At 61.0% G+C, this 15,085-nt stretch carries 14 protein-coding genes; 3 read left to right on the forward strand and 11 right to left on the reverse strand.

Annotation, left to right across the window (positions count from 1 at the left end):
* The first annotated feature begins 177 nt into the window (after positions 1-177).
* Positions 178-570 carry a Co2+/Mg2+ efflux protein ApaG gene (apaG, locus tag QD408_RS00265; RefSeq protein WP_088680337.1) on the forward strand — a complete coding sequence of 131 codons (393 nt, stop codon included), beginning with the start codon at positions 178-180 and terminating at the stop codon, positions 568-570.
* A gap of 83 nt (positions 571-653) precedes the next feature.
* On the opposite strand, the gene QD408_RS00270 is transcribed toward apaG, so the two are convergent.
* The 4 genes from QD408_RS00270 to QD408_RS00285 all read right to left on the reverse strand — a co-directional run bounded on the left by QD408_RS00270 (position 654) and on the right by QD408_RS00285 (position 4,616).
* The gene (locus QD408_RS00270; RefSeq protein ID WP_414137967.1) at positions 654-1,265 is read right to left on the reverse strand and encodes a hypothetical protein; all 612 of its coding nucleotides are present in this window, start codon (positions 1,263-1,265) and stop codon (positions 654-656) included.
* Between the two features lie 109 nt (positions 1,266-1,374).
* Positions 1,375-2,370, reverse strand: a complete 996-nt coding sequence (locus QD408_RS00275) for an Hsp33 family molecular chaperone (RefSeq protein WP_088680335.1) — start codon at positions 2,368-2,370, stop codon at positions 1,375-1,377.
* A gap of 89 nt (positions 2,371-2,459) precedes the next feature.
* Positions 2,460-3,374, reverse strand: a complete 915-nt coding sequence (gene argF, locus QD408_RS00280) for an ornithine carbamoyltransferase (RefSeq protein ID WP_088680334.1) — start codon at positions 3,372-3,374, stop codon at positions 2,460-2,462.
* A 42-nt stretch (positions 3,375-3,416) separates the two neighbouring features.
* Entirely contained in the window at positions 3,417-4,616 is a 1,200-nt protein-coding gene (locus QD408_RS00285; protein ID WP_088680333.1) for an aspartate aminotransferase family protein, read from the reverse strand.
* A 425-nt stretch (positions 4,617-5,041) separates the two neighbouring features.
* Between QD408_RS00285 and QD408_RS00290 the strand changes: the two genes are divergently transcribed.
* Positions 5,042-5,575 carry a GcrA family cell cycle regulator gene (locus QD408_RS00290; RefSeq protein WP_088680332.1) on the forward strand — a complete coding sequence of 178 codons (534 nt, stop codon included), beginning with the start codon at positions 5,042-5,044 and terminating at the stop codon, positions 5,573-5,575.
* A 120-nt stretch (positions 5,576-5,695) separates the two neighbouring features.
* Here QD408_RS00290 and phoB read toward each other — a convergent pair whose 3' ends face one another.
* The 7 genes from phoB to phoR form a co-directional block, all read right to left on the reverse strand.
* Positions 5,696-6,379 carry a phosphate regulon transcriptional regulator PhoB gene (gene phoB / locus QD408_RS00295; RefSeq protein WP_003570612.1) on the reverse strand — a complete coding sequence of 228 codons (684 nt, stop codon included), beginning with the start codon at positions 6,377-6,379 and terminating at the stop codon, positions 5,696-5,698.
* A 127-nt stretch (positions 6,380-6,506) separates the two neighbouring features.
* A complete protein-coding gene (gene phoU, locus QD408_RS00300) occupies positions 6,507-7,220 on the reverse strand; it encodes a phosphate signaling complex protein PhoU (RefSeq protein WP_088680331.1) in 714 nt (237 codons plus the stop codon).
* Between the two features lie 43 nt (positions 7,221-7,263).
* On the reverse strand, positions 7,264-8,079 hold the full coding sequence (pstB, locus tag QD408_RS00305) for a phosphate ABC transporter ATP-binding protein PstB (RefSeq protein WP_088676713.1): 816 nt from the start codon (positions 8,077-8,079) through the stop codon (positions 7,264-7,266).
* A gap of 15 nt (positions 8,080-8,094) precedes the next feature.
* Entirely contained in the window at positions 8,095-9,414 is a 1,320-nt protein-coding gene (gene pstA, locus QD408_RS00310) for a phosphate ABC transporter permease PstA (RefSeq protein WP_414137968.1), read from the reverse strand.
* On the reverse strand, positions 9,411-10,892 hold the full coding sequence (gene pstC, locus QD408_RS00315; protein ID WP_088680329.1) for a phosphate ABC transporter permease subunit PstC: 1,482 nt from the start codon (positions 10,890-10,892) through the stop codon (positions 9,411-9,413). Before pstC ends, pstA begins: the two co-directional genes overlap by 4 nt.
* A 163-nt stretch (positions 10,893-11,055) precedes the next feature.
* Positions 11,056-12,090, reverse strand: a complete 1,035-nt coding sequence (locus QD408_RS00320; RefSeq protein WP_088680328.1) for a substrate-binding domain-containing protein — start codon at positions 12,088-12,090, stop codon at positions 11,056-11,058.
* A gap of 632 nt (positions 12,091-12,722) precedes the next feature.
* Positions 12,723-13,946, reverse strand: a complete 1,224-nt coding sequence (gene phoR / locus QD408_RS00325) for a phosphate regulon sensor histidine kinase PhoR (protein ID WP_414138231.1) — start codon at positions 13,944-13,946, stop codon at positions 12,723-12,725.
* A gap of 239 nt (positions 13,947-14,185) precedes the next feature.
* On the opposite strand from phoR, the gene ppk2 reads away from it, so the two are divergent.
* The gene (gene ppk2 / locus QD408_RS00330; RefSeq protein WP_414137969.1) at positions 14,186-15,067 is read left to right on the forward strand and encodes a polyphosphate kinase 2; all 882 of its coding nucleotides are present in this window, start codon (positions 14,186-14,188) and stop codon (positions 15,065-15,067) included.
* The last annotated feature ends 18 nt before the right edge of the window (positions 15,068-15,085 follow it).

Below are 15,085 nucleotides of genomic sequence, written 5' to 3' on the forward strand. Positions count from 1 at the left end.
GCCGGGGAACAAGTTCGCCCTCGGTGACGTTGCGAAGTAAAATTAACACCGACAGTTAGGCTTAACGATCGAAAACCATTCGATCATAGCTGTTTCATCGCTGATCAACGTTCCGTTTCTTGACGGAAGGGGCCTCTTATAAGATACGGGTAACATATCTTGACTATGGTGCAAGGCATGTATCGCGCCCTCACAAGAGATATCGAAGTCGTGGTCGAACCGTTCTATCTGGAGGAGCAATCCGATCCGGAAGACGATCGCTATGTCTGGGGTTACCGGATTGTCATCAGCAACAATTCCGGCGTCGCCGTTCGCCTGGTCAACCGCTACTGGAACATCACCGATCAGAACGGCCAGGTGGACGAAGTGACCGGTCCCGGGGTCGTCGGCGAGCAGCCGCGGCTCAGCCCCGGCGACACCTACGAATATTCCTCCGGCTGCCCGCTCGACACGCCCTCAGGCCTGATGTTCGGCCATTATCAGATGGAAACGGATGAAGGCGAGGTGTTCGATGTCGACATACCCGCCTTCTCGCTGGATTCGCCGGGGCTGTTACGCGTCCTCAACTGAGCCATAGCCAAAGTAATATAGCATTCTTGGCGCATCCTGTCGGGGCGTGTGGGGTTCCGGAAGTCATCACCCATCAGCAATTTCTAAAGCTCAAAGGGATCCGACTTCGCTTTAGTATCTGGCTTTCCTTCAAACGGATCTTTTGATTTTGGCGGCTCTGGCCGTTTAGCAATTGTAGCGTTTACCGCCTTTTGGCAGGCGAGCATCTCGTCCGCAGCTGCGACAGAATTCTTCAGCCTAAAAGCAGCGATCTCTTTACCGTTAAAAGTAGCGCGAAAATTCAATTTACGAGCGAATTCATCGACCAAGCCGACATCGTCAAAATCGATCCACAACCCCTTAAAGTCTTTATACTCTACGGCGGTCGCATCAGCCGTCCATTCGGACCGATCCAAAGAAAATTCAACAGGATATTGCTTGCCGCTCTCCAGGGACTTCCAGTTTGCATTTCCAATTAAGATGTAAAAAGGATTTTCCTTCTTAGTAAAACTAAAGCCAAGGCGAAAGACCGTACCATCCTCAAAGCTAGTCACAACAAAGCAACCGTTGCCCACCGTCCTATCAACGGCCACGCTCCAGCCACCTACTTTCTTCCATTGAAATATGTCATCATCGGCTAAGCTTATTTGCGGTATCGCAGCCACCAATACGAGTGCGAAACATAAAAACTTCATATATGCCCATCCCGCTTTCATAGGCCAGCACCTGAAATATAGGCGCACGGTGACTACTAAAAATCGAATCACCGTGCAGTATCGTCGCTACTTTCTTCTATTACACATTCTGCGTCTCAACTTAACAATGTTAACCGAGCTGCGGCGCAACCTCATCCACAGGGTAGCGATAGGTGGTCGAGCAGAATTCGCAGGTTACCGCGATTTCGCCGTTTTCCTGGCTTGCCTCGATCTCCTCGGCCGAAAAGCCCTTCAGCACGCCGCCGATCTTTTCGCGCGAACAGCTGCAGCGGTCGAAGACGGCGCGGGGTTCGTAGACACGCACGCCGCGCTCGTGGAACAGGCGGAACAAGAGCCGCTCGGTCCCGACCTGGGGATCGGTGAGTTCATCGGCGTCGATCGTCTCGACCAGCGAGCGGGCTTCGGCCCAGGCGTCATCCTCGCCGTGCGGACGGTCGCCGGGATCGCCGTCGCCGCCGTGGAGATCCGGCTGGCGCATGCGTTCCGGGGCCTCCGGCAGGAATTGGGCGACAAGCCCCCCTGCCCGCCAGCGATGGCGCGGCTTGCCGGCATCGTCACGATCGAAAAGCTCGGCCGCCGCAAGGCGCACGCGCGTCGGGATCTGCTCCGACTGGCGAAAATAGACGCCGGCGATATCCTCGAGCGAGGTACCGTCGAGCGCGACGATGCCCTGGTAGGGCTGGCCGAATTTGCCCTGGTCGATGGTGAAAGCGAGCACGCCCTTGCCGAGCAACTGCTCCGGCTCGGTTTCGCCCGCGGCAATCGCCTTGTTGAGCAGGGCCTGATCGAAGCGGGCATAAGCGCGGACATTTTCCGGCGTCGAGAAATCGGCGACGAGAAGATCGACCGGGCCATCGCCCTTGGTCTGCACCGTGAATTTGCCCTCGAATTTCAGCGAGGTGCCGAGCAGCACCGTCAGCACGACGACTTCAGCCAGCAGCCGGGCGACGGGTGCGGGATAATGATGGCGCTCGAGGATGGCATCGAGCATCGGGCCGAGCTGGACGGCGCGGCCGCGCACATCCAGACCCTCGACCTGGAAGGGGACGACATGATCATCGCCGGCGAAATCAAACTGGCCAAGAACGGCTGCAGCTTCTGCCATGGCTTTCACTCCTTATTTTCAGAGCGACGGCCAGAGTGCCCGGCGCTCGCGCGGTCGCGAGCTTTTGACTCACGACATCCGATTATGGTTCAGATCGCGCCCAGGCACCAAGCAAGAATCGATTTCTGTGCATGAAGACGGTTTTCCGCCTCATCGAAGACCACGGATTGCGGGCCGTCGATCACGTCATCCGTCACTTCCTCGCCGCGATGGGCGGGCAGGCAATGCATGAACAATGCATCATTGCCGGCCTTCGCCATCAAGGCCGCATTGACCTGATAAGGCTGGAAGACATTGTGACCCCGGGCCCGATGTTCCTGATTCATGGAGACCCAGGTATCGGTCACCACGCAATCGACGCCGGCGACCGCACGGTCGGCATCATGGCAGAGCATGATTTCGGCGCCCTCATTGCGGGCCCAGTTCAGATAGTGATCCTTGGGCTCCGAACCAAGGGGTACGGCCATGTTCATGCGATAGCCGAAACGCGCGGCCCCTTCGACCAGCGAATGCAGCACATTGTTGCCGTCGCCGGTCCAGGCGATGGTCTTGCCCTTGATCGGCCCGCGGTGCTCTTCAAAGGTCATGATATCGGCCATGATCTGGCAGGGATGGGTGTCGTCCGTCAGCGCATTGATGACAGGCACGGTCGCATGTTCGGCAAGCTCCAGCAGGCGCGAATGCTCGGTGGTGCGGATCATGATCGCATCGACATAACGCGACAGCACCTTGGCGGTATCGCCGATCGTCTCGGCGCGGCCGAGCTGCATTTCGGTGCCGGAGAGGAACAGCGTCTCGCCGCCGAGCTGGCGCATGCCGACATCGAAGGAGACGCGGGTGCGGGTCGACGGCTTTTCAAAGATCATCGCCAGCATCTTGCCGGCGAGCGGCTTGTCGCCCTTGCCGGCCTTGAAGGCCTGCTTGCGGGCGAGCGCATCGTTCATGATGGTTCTGAGATCGGCTGTAGTGACCGCCGAAAGATCGAGGAAATGTTTAGGAGCCATATCGTGTTCTTACCTGTCGTGCGCCCGGAGGCGGCAATCCCTTCAAGCCGTCTTCTTCACCTTGGAAGCGCGAACGCTTTCGGCGGCGCGCTCGATGCGTGCAAGGCCCTCGCGGGCCTCCTCGGCGGTGACGACGAGAGGAGGAATAAGGCGGATGACGTTGTCGCCGGCGGGGACGCCAAGCAGATGCGCTTCCCGGATCGCCTGCAGCAGTTCGGCGGAGGGAACGGCAGCCTTGATGCCGAGCAAAAGCCCCTCACCTCTGATATCCTCGATCACATCGGGATAACGATCCTTGAGGGAAGCCAGCCCCTGGCGGAAGACGAGCGCCACGTCGCGCACCTGCTGGAGGAAGCCATCGGCGAGAATGACGTCGAGCACGGCGCTGCCGACGGCCATGGCAAGCGGGTTGCCGCCATAGGTCGAACCGTGCGTACCGGCCTTCATGCCGGAAGCGGCTTCGGCGGTGGCAAGGCAGGCGCCGAGCGGGAAGCCGCCGCCGATGCCCTTGGCAACGGCCATGATATCGGGCGTCACGCCGGACCATTCATGGGCGAAGAGCCTGCCGGTGCGGCCGACGCCGGTCTGGACCTCGTCGAGGATCAGCAGCAGGCCGTTTTCATCGCAGATCTGGCGAAGCGCCTTCATGAACTCAGGAGTGGCCGGACGCACACCGCCCTCGCCCTGTACCGGCTCGATGAGGATTGCGGCCGTCGCATCGGTGATGGCGGCGCGGACCGCCTCGATATCGCCGAAAGCCACCTGATCGAAACCGGGCGCCTTGGGGCCGAAGCCTTCGAGATATTTCTCCTGGCCGCCGGCGGCGATCGTCGCGATCGTGCGGCCGTGGAAGGCGCCTTCGAAGGTGATGATATGGAAGCGCTCGGGATGACCCTTGGAAAACTGGTAGCGGCGCGCCGTCTTGATGGCGCATTCGAGCGCCTCCGCGCCTGAATTGGTGAAGAACACCTTCTCCGCGAAGGTTACGTCAGTCAGGCGTTTTGCCAGGCGTTCCTGGCCCGGAATTTCATAGATGTTGGAGAGGTGCCAGACTTTGTCGGCCTGCTCCTTCAGCGCGCCCACAACATGGGGATTGCCGTGGCCGACGGAGGTGACGGCGACGCCGGCGCCGAAATCGAGATAACGCTCGCCGCTTTCGGTGATCAGCCACACGCCCTCGCCTCGCTCGAACCGCAGCGGGGCACGAGAATAGGTGTCATAAAGCGGCGCGGCTTCAGCCATGGCGCGGGTCTCCCGTTCACAATTACAGAGCCTCGGACTCCGGCTAAGAAAACCAGGCCCGAAAAATCAAAAATGCCGCCTTTCGGCGGCGAGCGGTACTATTTCCTTTTCGCGCTGCAATGTCAACAAAACTGCGGCCTTAGCGCATGCAGCAAGCTTGTACAGCGGCATTTTCGACCTTCAACAGGCATTATTGCAGAAATGACACGCGGGGGAAGCAAGTTGGGGAAAACTCCGAATTCGATTCATCCGGATTCCCGCGACTCTTGTCAGGGAGTCAGCCTCACACTAGGTTAAAGTTCAATTACTAGACTGCATGCGGCGGAACTAGTCACCAAAATTGATCAGGCGTTTCTTGTTTCGGAGGCTTCCGGGACAACGGTGAGGGATTCTGCCATCACCAACGCAAAAGGTGGAGACAGGGCATGAACTGGACAGACGAGCGGGTCGAGAAACTCAAGAAGCTATGGTCCGAAGGACTGAGCGCCAGCCAGATCGCGGCGCAGCTTGGCGGGGTCAGCAGAAATGCCGTCATCGGCAAGGTGCATCGGCTGAGCCTTCCGGGCCGCGCCAAAGCGGGCGGCACGGCCACCGCGGCGCGTACGCCGAAGCGCAATACGTCGGCGCCGCGCGCCCCGAACTACGCCTCGCGGATCACCACCCGCACCGTCACCCGCCAGCAGGGCGCGACGATGCTGAAGGAAGAGATCGAGATCGAAGCGGTCGAGGAAATGGAATACGTGCCGAAGGGCAACGTGGTGGTGCCGATTTCCCGCCGCCTCGGCCTGACGGAACTGACCGAACGCACCTGCAAATGGCCGGTCGGCGACCCGCTGAAGGAAGACTTCCACTTCTGCGGCTGCGAATCCCCCGACAATTCGCCCTATTGCAGCTATCACCAGAAGCTCGCCTATCAGCCGATCAACGAGCGCCGCAGGGCGACCGCACGGGTCAGCTGAGCAGACTGGCATTGCTAGATATGAGAAACGGGCCGAACGGCCCGTTTTTTTATTCATCGGATTGAGGCGCTTGGGCATCCGGTTTGTTGCCGGGAAATCCCCTTACCCCGCTTACGGGGCTCAGGCTTCCATCGAATAACCCGCGCCGCGGACGGTGCGGATGACGTCCTGCATGTTGGAGAAATTCAGCGCCTTGCGCAGGCGGCCGACATGGACGTCGACGGTGCGCTCGTCGACGTAGATATCGTGGCCCCAGACGCCGTCGAGAAGCTGCGAGCGGGAGAAGACCCGGCCCGGCGACGACATCAGGAATTCCAGCAGGCGGAATTCGGTGGGGCCGAGGCGGACTTCGCGGCTCTTGCGATGGACGCGATGGGTTTCGCGATCAAGCTCGATATCGCCGCATTTCAGCACCGTGGACAGAACCTCCGGGCGGGCGCGGCGCAGCATCGCCTTGACGCGGGCGACGAGCTCGGGGGTCGAGAAGGGCTTGACGACGTAATCGTCGGCGCCTGTCGAGAGCCCGCGGACGCGCTCGCTCTCTTCGCCGCGCGCCGTCAGCATGATGATCGGCAGGCGCTCGGTTTCCGGGCGCATGCGCAGGCGCCGGCAAAGCTCGATGCCGGAGACGCCGGGCAGCATCCAGTCGAGGATGAGAAGATCGGGCGTGCGCTCCTGAAGCCTGATTTCGGCCTCGTCGCCGCGAAGGATGGTATCGACCTCGAAACCTTCCGCTTCGAGGTTATAACGAAGAAGCACACTGAGGGCTTCTTCATCTTCAACAACTGCAACTCTCGGGATCATGCGTCTCGGTCTCCTCGCGCACGATCCTTAAACCGGGGGCGATTTAAGCAGGATCCTGCGCAAATTCAGATGTGGCTGCGACCTCTTTGCGCGCCCCTGCGGGCGCGCAAATGGCGGTCCGGGACGGTTATTCCGTCACCGCGCCGACGGTGTTGGCGCTGTCGTCCTTCGGACGGTCGCCTTCCGGCTGTGCGCCTGTCGCCATGTAGTAGATCGTCTCGGCGATGTTCGTGGCATGGTCGCCGATACGCTCGATGTTCTTGGCGCAGAAGAGAAGATGCGTGCAGCTGGTGATGTTGCGCGGGTCTTCCATCATGTAAGTCAGGAGTTCGCGGAACAGCGAGGTGTACATGGCGTCGATCTCGTTGTCGCGTTCGCGGATCGACTTCGCCTTGTCGGCAGCGCGCGTCGTGTAGACGTCGAGCACTTCCTTGAGCTGGACGAGCGCGAGTTCCGACAGATGCTCGAGGCCGCGGGCGAGCTTGCGGGGAACGCCCGTCGCCTGGACGGCGATGACGCGCTTGGCGGTGTTCTTGCCGAGGTCGCCGACGCGTTCGAGATCGCCGGCGATCCGGATCGAACCCATGATCTCGCGCAGGTCCGAGGCCATCGGCTGGCGGCGGGCGATGGTGACGATCGCCTTGTCACCGATCTCGCGTTCCATGTGATCGAGGATCACGTCGTCCGAGATGACCTTCTGCGCGAGCGCGGTATCGCCGTTGACCAGTGCGCGAACGGATTCGCTGACCATCTGCTCGGCCAGCCCGCCCATTTCGGAAATCCGCCTGGACAGGAACTTCAGATCATCATCATAGGCAGAAAAAATATGTGTCGATGCCATGGGCTTTATCCTCGAATAACGGGAAGACGCGATGTCGCCAGAATCAGCCGAAACGGCCCATGATGTAGTCCTGGGTGCGCGGATCGTCCGGATTGGTGAACATCTTGTCGGTATCGTTCTCCTCGACGAGGTTGCCGAGGTGGAACATGGCGGTGCGCTGCGAAACGCGAGCGGCCTGCTGCATGGAGTGGGTGACGATGACGATCGTGTAGTTCTCGCGCAGCTCGTGGATCAACTCCTCGACCTTGGCGGTGGCGATCGGGTCGAGCGCCGAGCAGGGCTCGTCCATCAGGATGACTTCGGGGCTGACGGCGACGGCGCGGGCGATGCAAAGACGCTGCTGCTGACCGCCGGAAAGGCCGGTGCCGGATTCATGCACGCGGTCCTTGACCTCGTTCCAGAGGCCGGCGCGCTGCAGGCTGGTTTCGACGATCTGGTCGAGATCGGCCTTCGACTTGGCAAGACCGTGGATGCGCGGGCCGTAGGAGACGTTTTCATAGATCGACTTCGGGAACGGGTTCGGCTTCTGGAAAACCATGCCGACGCGGGCGCGAAGTTCGACGACGTCGATATCGGGATCATAGATATCGTCGCTGTCGAGCGTGATCTTGCCGGTGACGCGGCAGCCGTCGATCGTATCGTTCATGCGGTTGAGGCTCCGCAGGAAGGTCGACTTGCCACAGCCGGAGGGGCCGATCAGGGCTGTTACGGTGTTTTCGCGAATGTTCAGGTTCACATCGAAAAGCGCACGCTTCTCGCCGTAGTAAACCGAGACATCCTGTCCGATCATCTTATACGGGACGTTGCTCATCTTCTGATCCAGCGCCTTTTCAACTGCAGCTTCCGTCAACATGTTCATGATGTTTAACTCCGTTTACCAGCGGCGCTCGAAGCGACGACGCAAGAGGATGGCGCCCATGTTCATGACGATCAGGAACAGGAGCAGGACGATGATGGCACCCGAAGTACGCTCCACGAAGGCGCGTTCCGCCTCGTTCGCCCACATATAGACCTGCACGGGCAGGGCCGTCGAGGGATCGAGCGGTGTGGCAGGCGCATTGGCGACGAAGGCGACCATGCCGATGAGCAGCAGCGGCGCGGTTTCGCCGAGCGCGTGCGCCAGGCCGATGATCGTGCCGGTGAGGATGCCGGGCATGGCAAGCGGCAGGACATGGTGGAACACCATCTGCATCTTCGAAGCGCCGAGGCCGAGGGCTGCGGCGCGGATCGACGGCGGCACGGCGCGGAGTGCTGCGCGCGTCGCGATGATGATCGTCGGCAGGGTCATCAGCGTCAGAACCAGGCCGCCGACCAGAGAGGCCGAGCGCGGCAGGCCGATGAAGTTGATGAAGACGGAAAGACCGAGCAGACCGTAGACGATCGAGGGAACGGCGGCGAGGTTGTTGATGTTGACCTCGATCAGGTCCGTCAGCTTGTTCTTCGGCGCGAACTCCTCGAGATAGATCGAGGCGGCAACGCCGATCGGCAGGGAGAGCACCAGGACGATCAGCATCAGGTAGAGCGAGCCGATGAGGGCGACGCCAAGGCCTGCGGCCTCCGGACGGCTGGAATTGCCGTTGACGAAGAGGCCGGTGTTGAACTGCTTGGACAGAGCCCCGCTCGCCTTCAGCTCGTTCATCCAGCCGACCTGCTTGTCGTTGACCTTGCGGTTCTTCTCGTCGACCGAAAGATCGATCTGGCCCTTGTTGGCGCTGTCGACATTGGCGTCGGCGAGCACGGTGACATTGACCGTTTTGCCGATGATCGACGGATCGGCGACGACCATGTCGCGCAGCTGGATCGGCGCGCCCTTGGAGAGCATGGCCGTTGCATCGCGCACGTCGGGGCGGCTCGATGCGTTGATGTTCAGCTGCTTGACGATCGCGTCGCGCAGGAGAACCGGATAGTTGGCGGCGACCAGCACCGACGGGTCGGTCGCGCGCTTGTTGTTCGGGTCGATCGTCTTCTCGGCGAATTCGATCGGCAGGGTGATCGCCGTCTGCTGGAAGGCAGTGTAGCCTTTGCCGATCACCGTCCAGAGCAGGATGAAGAGGAAGATCAGGCCGAAAGCAATGGCGGCGATGCCATAGGCCTGGAACCGGCGCTCGGCGGCGTAGCGGCGCTTGATGCCGATATCGCGGCGGGCAGGCGCCCTGGAGACGGTTCCTGCGACGGGAGAAACAATATTCGTCATTCGTACTGCTCCCGGTATTTGCGCACGATGTAGAGCGCATAGATGTTGAGGCAAAGCGTGATGCAGAACAGCGTGATGCCGAGGGCGAAGGCAACCAGTGTCTGCGGCGAGGTGAACTCGAGGTCGCCAGTCAGCTGATTGACGATCTTGACGGTCACGGTCGTCATCGGCTCGAAGGGATTGATCTGGATGCGGGCGGCGACACCGGCGGCCAAGACGACGATCATGGTTTCGCCGATGGCGCGCGAGGCGGTCATCAGCAGCGCGCCGACGATGCCGGGAAGAGCAGCCGGCAGCACCACCTTCTTGATGGTTTCGGAGCGTGTGGCACCAAGACCGAGCGAACCGTCACGCAGCGCCCGCGGCACGGCGGTGATGATGTCGTCCGACAGCGAGGACACGTAGGGGATCAGCATGATGCCCATGACGATGCCGGCCGTCAGAACGCTCTGCGCCTGGATGAAGTTGGTGTAGTTGCCGGAGAGCAGGCCGCTGATCTGCGCGGAGAAATCGCGCAGGAATGGGCCGACAGTGACGAGCGCGAAGAAACCGTAGACGATCGTCGGAATGCCGGCGAGCACTTCGAGAAGCGGCTTGGCGACCCCGCGCAGCTTCGGCGAGGCGTATTCGGCCATGTAGATGGCGGCGAAAAGGCCGACCGGCACGGCGACGAGCATGGCCACCAGGCCGATATAGAGCGTGCCGAGCAGCAGCGGGATGAGGCCGAACTGGCCGAAGGACGAGCTGCCGGCGCCGGCAAAGCGCGGATCCCAGACGGTGCCGAAGAAGAATTCGCCGGCGGGAATGACCGCAAAGAAGCGCGCTGCTTCGGAGAGCATGGACAATACGATGCCGATCGTCGTCAGGATGGCGATCGAGGAGGCGAGCAACAGGCCCCACAGCATGACGCGCTCGACCCGGTTGCGGGCGCGGAAGCGGGGCGCGATGGCGCGGAGAGCGTAAAATGCGCCGGCAACGGCGAGAACGAAGACCACCGCGGTCATGGCGATGCGGCTCGTCGCGCTCATGGAATTGAGCGTCTTGGCGGCTTCGACCATGTAAGGCTGCGGCTGACCGGCGAGCGGCACGCCCTTTTCGCTGAGCTTGGCCTGCAGGGCGGCCGGATCGCTGGCGGTTGCCGCGACTTCATCGGAGGTCAGCATCGTCAAGCCGCGTGCGACCGTCGCCACCATCGAATAGCTCAGATCCTGTTCGACCGAGGCTTGCGCCTTGACGTCATCAGGGAAAGCGCCGCGAACCGAGGACTGGATGATGCCGGGGCTGACGGAGAGCCAGACGCAGAGAACGATGAGGGCGGGAAGAACGGCCCAGATCGCGGCATAGGCGCCGTAATAGGCCGGCCGTGAATGCAATGCGGAGGACCTGCCTCCGGCAAGCGCCGTGGCACGGCTGCGCGCGACCAGATAGGCGGCGGCACCGATCACCACAAGGCACAAAAGTATGACGGATGTGCTCATTCTTTACGTCCCCAGGCCCAAAGCCCCCAAAAAAGCCCGGCGGCTACATCAGCCTGCCTTCGGCTTCCAATCATTGGAGAAGGAATTCCAACTTGCGCCTCCCGGCACTCCGGGGCGCAAGGCAATGCCGGCGCGGGCTTGAAGCACCGCGCCGGCAAAGTCATTACATGGCCTTACCGGCTTCGACGTCCTTGCGGATCGCTTCGCGCTCGGCATCCGGAGCGGCAACCAGGCCGTATTCGGCGAGCGGACCCTCGGGGCCGATCATCTGGTCGGATACGAAGAAGTTGACATATTCCTTCAGGCCCGGAACGGCGCCGAGATGTGCCTTCTTGACGTAGAAGAACAGCGGGCGGGAAACCGGGTAGGTGCCGTTGGAGATCGTCTCGGTGGACGGAACGATGCCGTTCACAGTTGCGACCTTGAGCTTGTCGGCGTTGTTTTCATAGAAGGAAAGGCCGAATACGCCGACGCCGGTCTTGTTGGCGGCGATGCGAGCCAGCGTTTCCGGATAGTCGCCGTCGATGTCGACTGCAGCGCCGTCCTTGCGGACTGCGACGCAAGCCTTGCCCTGGGCGGCCTTGTCGGAGATTTCCTTGGCGATCACGTCGACGGCGCCTGAAGCCTTGCAGCCGGCAGCCAGGACGTTCTGTTCGAAGACTTCGCGGGTGCCGTGCTTTTCGCCCGGGATGTAGGCAGCGATATCAACAGCCGGGAGCTTCGGGTTGACTTCCGACCACTTCTTGTAGGGGTTGGCAACGAGCTTGCCGTCGACGACGACCTGAGCAGCCAGCGCCTTGTAGATGTCAGCCGGGACGTAAGCGACGTCGGGGTTGGAAGAGTCGGTTGCGAAGACGATGCCGTCATAACCGATCTTGACTTCCTGGATGTCTGTTACGCCGGCTGCCTTGCAGGCTTCGGCTTCATTCTTGTTGATCGGACGCGAAGCGTTTGCAATGTCGATGGTGTCTTCGCCAACGCCCTTGCAGAATTCCTTCAGACCAGCGCCCGTGCCGCCGGATTCGACGACCGGCGTCTTGAAGTTGGTGAAGGTCTCGCCAAAGGACTCGGCTACGATCTTTGCGTAAGGCAGGACGGTGGACGAACCAGCAACCTGAATCTGGTCGCGGGCGACGGCAGCGCCAGCGAAAGCGGCGGTTGCAGCGAGCGCGGCAACGGTGAGCTTGAAGGTGTTCATTAGAAATCTCCCGCATTGGGCTTGTGTGAGTGCGGCCTTTAGAGAGGCCCTCGCAGTGCCTTTGTTCATCGGCGAGACTCTCCTAGCGCTGTAAGCACTGTCCTTTTATGTCAGATCGGTGAAACATTTGTGACATGTTAAATATTTGTTTTTTAATGATAAATTTTACGGAATCCGCTTAAACATGTCTGCGAACCGCAACATTTGGATCGCCTCTCGACCTGGCATTGCAAATTGGATATAAACAGTCCTCAGGTTGCCGGACGCTCGCGAACGGGGCAAAGAGACATGCCGCGACCTCTCGACGCCCTCTTCTCCCCCAGCGGGGGTCCGAAGGACGGGTCGAGACCGGCGGCTCGACCCCGGGGTGCCCGTAGGGCGGATGAGGGGGCCAATGACACAGGTCTTTCCAATGATCCTCATGCGAATTTAGACCGCGTTGGTAGCATCTCGACCATCGGCGTGCTGAATGGGTGAATGACTTAAAGGATGTCCGTGTGTGCCCCCCTCATCCGACCCTTCGGGCACCCAGGGGTCGAGCCGCCGGTCTCGACCCGTCCTTCGGACCCCCGCTGGGGAGAAGGGACTATGCGGCAGCCTCTCCGTTCCTCGCAGACCTCTCATAGGCCATATCAGAACCGCACCGTAAAATCCGTGCCCTTGCCCACCTCCGACTTGACGATCAGCCGGGCGCGGTGGCGGGTGAGGATATGCTTGACGATGGCGAGGCCGAGGCCGGTGCCTTTTTTCGATCGGCTGTCCTCGATGCTGACGCGATAGAAGCGTTCCGTCAGGCGCGGCACGTGCTCGGCCGGGATGCCCGGCCCCTTGTCAACGATGCTGACCTCCACCGGCTGGCCGGCGCCGTTCTTCAGCCAAACATCGACGATTTCGCCCTCCTGGCCGTATTTGCAGGCATTCTCCATCAGGTTCTCGAAGACCTGGACGAGCTCGTCGCGATCACCCAGCACCTCGACCTTGCCATCGGGCAGGTGCAGGTTGATCTCGACGCCGACCTCCCTTGCGAGCGGCACCAGCGAATCCCTGACATGGCCGAGGAGCGGCACCAGATCGACCTTCTCGTCAGGCGCGATGTGCGATTTCAGCTCCAGGCGGGAGAGCGACAGCAGGTCGTCGACCAGCCGGCTCATCCGCGTCGTCTGATCGAGCATGATGTTGAGGAAGCGCGCCTGCGCCTTCTGATCGTTCTTCGCCGGTCCCTGGATGGTCTCGATGAAGCCGCGCAGCGAAGCGAGCGGCGTGCGCAGCTCGTGGCTGGCATTGGCGACGAAATCCGACCGCATGCGGTCGATGCGGCGGACTTCTGAAATATCGCGGAAAGACAGGATGAAATAGCGCTCGCGCGTCTCCTCCTCGGTTCCGAATTCGACGGGGGCGCTGCGCACGATATAGACGCGCTCGGAAGGCAGCCGCTCGGAATGCTCTATCTGGTTCGGCGCATTGGTGGCGATGGTTTCGCGCACCATGTCGAGCACGCCGGGCGAGCGCAGGCGGGCCGATATATGAGCGCCGAGCGCCACCTCGCCGAAGGCCTTTTCGGCGGCGCGGTTCTGGAAGAGCACCGACGCGTCGCCCGACAGCACCATGACAGGGATATCGAGGCTGGCGAGCGTGGCGGAAACATCAGGCAAATGGCTCGCCGGCGCTTCCGGCTCGATCTCTACGGGCTCGATGAGCTCGGCCTTGATCACCGGCGCCTCGTTGAAGAGCGCGGTCAGGATCATGGCGAGAAGCAGGACGAGCACGGCCCATTTGTTCATGCCGGCGGCGATGGCGACGAGAGCGCTGAGGATAGCCGCAAGCAGCACCGGCCGTTCGCGCCGGATGCGCGCCAGCAGGCTCGTTGTCCACGATGTTTCGTCTTGCAAGGGCCCTCGCGGCGTCGATTCGTTGTCTTTATATTGAACTCTGCCTGATAGCGGCAAATCATGACAGAAATTTTCAGCCGGCCTCTCCGATGCCAAAGGCCGCAGCCGAAAACCACCGGAAATGGCGTCCGCGGCGAAAGATTTGATTTCCAACGGCAAATATGTTCGCCTGCAGCAAGGGAAACGATCAGGCGCAGGAGGAGCAAATGGACGAGGACGTCGAAAACAGGGCCGTGGAGCTGAATATCCGGGGAACGAAACGCATCTTCGATGTCGACGATCCCGCTCTGCCGGACTGGGTGGAGGAACATGCGCTTGAATCAGGCGACTTTCCCTACAAGAAGAAGCTCAAGGAAGAGGACTATGTGGAGCAGCTGGAAAAGCTGCAGGTGGAACTCGTCAAGGTGCAATTCTGGCTGCAGGCGACCGGCAAGCGGGTGATGGCGCTGTTCGAGGGACGCGACGCGGCCGGCAAGGGCGGGGCGATCTCGGCTTCCTCGGAGAATATGAACCCACGCCTTGCGCGGGTCGTGGCGCTGACCAAGCCGACGGAGCGCGAACAGGGGCAGTGGTATTTCCAGCGCTATGTCGCGCAGTTTCCGACAGCGGGCGAATTCGTGCTCTTCGACCGCTCCTGGTACAACCGCGCCGGCGTCGAACCGGTCATGGGCTTCTGCACGCCGCAGCAATATGAGGATTTCCTCAAGCAGGCGCCGCAGCTCGAAAAGATCATTGCCCATGAGGGCATCTTCTTCTTCAAATTCTATCTCGACATCGGCCGCGAGATGCAGCTCAACCGCTTCCACGACCGCCGCCACGATCCGCTGAAGGTCTGGAAACTGTCTTCGATGGATATCGCGGCGCTGACGAAATGGGACGACTACAGCGAGAAGCGCGACCGGATGCTGAAGGAAACCCATACGGATTTCGCGCCCTGGACGGTGATCCGCGCCAATGACAAGCGGCGGGCGCGCCTGGAGCTGATCCGCCACATGCTGAACAGGATGGACTACGACGGCAAGGACAAAAAAGCGCTCGGCGAGGTCGACAAGGAGATCATCGGCTCCGGGCCTGGATTTCTGAAATAGGGCTTTCCGAAATCAGCC

It is taken from the genome of Rhizobium sp. BR 249 (assembly GCF_047445895.1).
In the GTDB taxonomy this organism is placed as follows: Bacteria; Pseudomonadota; Alphaproteobacteria; order Rhizobiales; family Rhizobiaceae; genus Rhizobium.

Bases quoted from the DNA above. Each gene is read 5' to 3' on its own strand.
- ppk2 (WP_414137969.1), top strand. From the start codon at position 14,186: ATGGACGAGGACGTCGAAAACAGGGCCGTGGAGCTGAATATCCGGGGA.
- pstA (WP_414137968.1), bottom strand. From the start codon at position 9,414: ATGACGAATATTGTTTCTCCCGTCGCAGGAACCGTCTCCAGGGCGCCT.
- apaG (WP_088680337.1), top strand. From the start codon at position 178: ATGTATCGCGCCCTCACAAGAGATATCGAAGTCGTGGTCGAACCGTTC.
- QD408_RS00270 (WP_414137967.1), bottom strand. From the start codon at position 1,265: ATGAAAGCGGGATGGGCATATATGAAGTTTTTATGTTTCGCACTCGTA.
- argF (WP_088680334.1), bottom strand. From the start codon at position 3,374: ATGGCTCCTAAACATTTCCTCGATCTTTCGGCGGTCACTACAGCCGAT.
- pstB (WP_088676713.1), bottom strand. From the start codon at position 8,079: ATGAACATGTTGACGGAAGCTGCAGTTGAAAAGGCGCTGGATCAGAAG.
- pstC (WP_088680329.1), bottom strand. From the start codon at position 10,892: ATGAGCACATCCGTCATACTTTTGTGCCTTGTGGTGATCGGTGCCGCC.
- QD408_RS00290 (WP_088680332.1), top strand. From the start codon at position 5,042: ATGAACTGGACAGACGAGCGGGTCGAGAAACTCAAGAAGCTATGGTCC.
- QD408_RS00320 (WP_088680328.1), bottom strand. From the start codon at position 12,090: ATGAACACCTTCAAGCTCACCGTTGCCGCGCTCGCTGCAACCGCCGCT.
- phoB (WP_003570612.1), bottom strand. From the start codon at position 6,379: ATGATCCCGAGAGTTGCAGTTGTTGAAGATGAAGAAGCCCTCAGTGTG.
- phoU (WP_088680331.1), bottom strand. From the start codon at position 7,220: ATGGCATCGACACATATTTTTTCTGCCTATGATGATGATCTGAAGTTC.
- QD408_RS00275 (WP_088680335.1), bottom strand. From the start codon at position 2,370: ATGGCAGAAGCTGCAGCCGTTCTTGGCCAGTTTGATTTCGCCGGCGAT.
- QD408_RS00285 (WP_088680333.1), bottom strand. From the start codon at position 4,616: ATGGCTGAAGCCGCGCCGCTTTATGACACCTATTCTCGTGCCCCGCTG.